This is a genomic window from Streptomyces murinus (assembly GCF_002154555.1).
Lineage (GTDB): Bacteria > Actinomycetota > Actinomycetes > Streptomycetales > Streptomycetaceae > Streptomyces > Streptomyces murinus.
Genome location: NZ_MUNF01000690.1, coordinates 1 through 2,274, shown reverse-complemented (window position 1 = coordinate 2,274; position 2,274 = coordinate 1). Strand labels below are relative to the sequence as shown.

General features: G+C 74.8%; 4 protein-coding genes. All 4 read right to left on the bottom strand.

The features are described 5' to 3' along the window. Positions 1 to 301: tyrosinase cofactor (locus CCN72_RS33175; RefSeq protein WP_244174600.1), on the bottom strand; the 301-nt coding region annotated here is incomplete at its 3' end. Between the two features lie 104 nt (positions 302 to 405). Continuing rightward, positions 406 to 909, bottom strand: coding sequence for a hypothetical protein (locus tag CCN72_RS33170; protein ID WP_086811955.1), 504 nt, complete (start codon positions 907 to 909; stop codon positions 406 to 408). A 221-nt stretch (positions 910 to 1,130) separates the two neighbouring features. Then, positions 1,131 to 1,622, bottom strand: a complete 492-nt coding sequence (locus tag CCN72_RS33165) for a DUF5949 family protein (protein WP_085564794.1) — start codon at positions 1,620 to 1,622, stop codon at positions 1,131 to 1,133. Between the two features lie 155 nt (positions 1,623 to 1,777). After that, positions 1,778 to 2,068, bottom strand: a complete 291-nt coding sequence (locus CCN72_RS33160) for a hypothetical protein (protein ID WP_086811953.1) — start codon at positions 2,066 to 2,068, stop codon at positions 1,778 to 1,780. Positions 2,069 to 2,274 lie beyond the last annotated feature (206 nt).

Here is a 2,274-nt window from a genome sequence, read left to right as displayed (position 1 = left end):
GCCGCATCAGATGCAGCGGGCGGCCGTCGATGGTGATCCGCCAGGCGTCGTCGGATGTGCTGCGGCCGGCCTCCGGCAGCCGGACGCCCTGGATGCGCCGGCCCCGGTACGTCTCGTCGAAGGAGTCACCGCCGGCGGCCGGGGGCACCGGCCGGGAGGCGGCGACGACCGGCGCGAGGGCGAGGGCGGCGGCGCAGGACAGCAGCCCCCGCATCATCCGCCGCCGCCCAGGACCGGCCGTCGTATCCGCTCTGACCTGCTCTGTCGCGCCCGCCGCAGCTGCGTCGTCGCCGTCGACCATCGCACTCTCCTCGTCCGGGAACAGATGTCGTACCCGCTAACGGACAAGGAGGGGCCGGGTCACCGGCGTACGGCCGAACGGCGCTGGTGAGGGAGCCCTGGGGGTTAGCGGGCCGGGCCCACGCCCAGGTCGCCGCCGGCGACGGTGCGCAGCGCCGGGGCGAGCAGGCCGGCCTCGGGGAGCCGGGGAGCGGGCAGGCCGAACAGATCCGGGTCGGGCGCGGTGAGAGGAGCGACCAGGTTCAGACCGGGTCCGGCGGTGTGCAGACCGGCGGCGGGGGCGTCGAGGCCGAGCCGGTCGCCGAGCGGATGCGGCAGCGGCGCGCGCAGATCGGCGCCGGGCAGCGTCCCCGCGATCGGCAGCCTCGGCAGGATCGGCTCGGGCAGCAGCCGGCCGGTGACATAGCGCGGCCCGTCGGGCGCACCCGGGGTCAGCAGCGGCACCTCGAGCGTGGCCTCGGGCATCCGCGTGCCGAGGGAGTGGGAGACGCCCTGGAGCGGTACGGGCACGGGGACCGCGTCGGCCGCGGCGGCGGGGGCGGTCGCGCTCGCGGCGGCCGCGACGCCGGTCAGCACGGCGGCGAGGGTTCCTCGGGTGGTCGGCTTCATCTCGGATACGGCCCTTTCCGGGTGCGGGAGTTCGGCGTCCGTACCGCGTAACTGGCGTGGCCGGGACGGAGAACGGGGGCGGCGCGGCAATTCCCCCGGCTGCCGTAATAGTCGGCTGGTCATCTTCATGAGCGGTCGGCCGGTCGCAGGCGCCATCGACCGGCCGTTCACGCTCACCGGCACGTCACGCCATGCCGACGCCCCGGCCCTCGTCCCTGCCGTCAGCCGCGCAGGCTGGTGGCCGGCAGTACGACATGCGCGGCGGCGTGCAGGGTCTCCGGGGCACCGGCGAACGCGGCCAGCGCGGCCGGCTGCACGATCCTGCCGGGCGCGCCCTCGGGCCAGGCGCGGGTGGTGAACACCAGGTAGGCGAAGCCGCGGGCCCGGACGGCGGCGAGCCACTCCGGCGGCGCGGGGGCCTGCGCGATCAGCCGCGGCATCCGTACGACGGCCTGGCCGGCCTCCACCAGCAGGGTGATGGGGAGGCTGGGCCGGTAGGTGCCGTCGACCAGATCGCCGCCGACCGGCAGTCCGTTGCTCACCAGCAGCTGCTCGACCGCGACCGCGGTGACCTGGGGGCCGCCTGCGGCGTCCCCCAGGGAGTAGGCCAGCAGGTAGGGCATGTCGGTGCCGTCGGGGGCCGCGCCGCTCCAGGGCAGCACGACCAGCGTGCCGAGGTCGGCGGGGCGCAGTTCCGTGGGGGTTGAGGTCACCGCGCGACCATATCGACGCGCCCGGGGGCGCCCCGGCGGCTTCTCACCCGTCCGGACCAGTGGACCGGGGGGCTCCACACGAACGAGGGAAGCGGCCTCGAAAGGGGCGGGGCCGGCACCGCGGATGCGGTACCGGCCCCGGTCGCGCAGGGGTGTCAGCTCTGCAGAGGCAGGCCACCGAGCAGCGGGTTGTGCTGGTTCAGCGCGGTGGTGGCGCCCTTGACCGAGTGCAGCACGGAGTCCTTGTCCTCGGTGTCGAGGGCGTTCGACTGGTGCTGGAGCGGCATCACGTCCCGCAGGGTGAAGTCACCCTTGGCGAGCTGGTTGACGGCGCCGTTGAGGCTGGTGGGCGTCAGGTCGGTGGCGTTGTAGGCGAACGCGGGCGCGGCGACGCCGGCGAGGGCAACGGAACCGGCCAGGACGGCGGCAGCCTTCAGGGACTTCATCGTGTTCCTTTCTTCGGCAACGACGTGTCCAACGAGCGCCGTGGCGGAGCGGAAACCCCATGGTCGAGAAGACATATGAACATGCCTCGGCCGGAGGGGAACGGTCGGGCGGTCCTGGAGACCGATCAGGGGTCAGCCGGTCGCGGGCGTGGCCGGGAGCGCCGGTGTGCTCGGCAGGGCGGGCACGCTCGGGAGCGTCGTCGGGG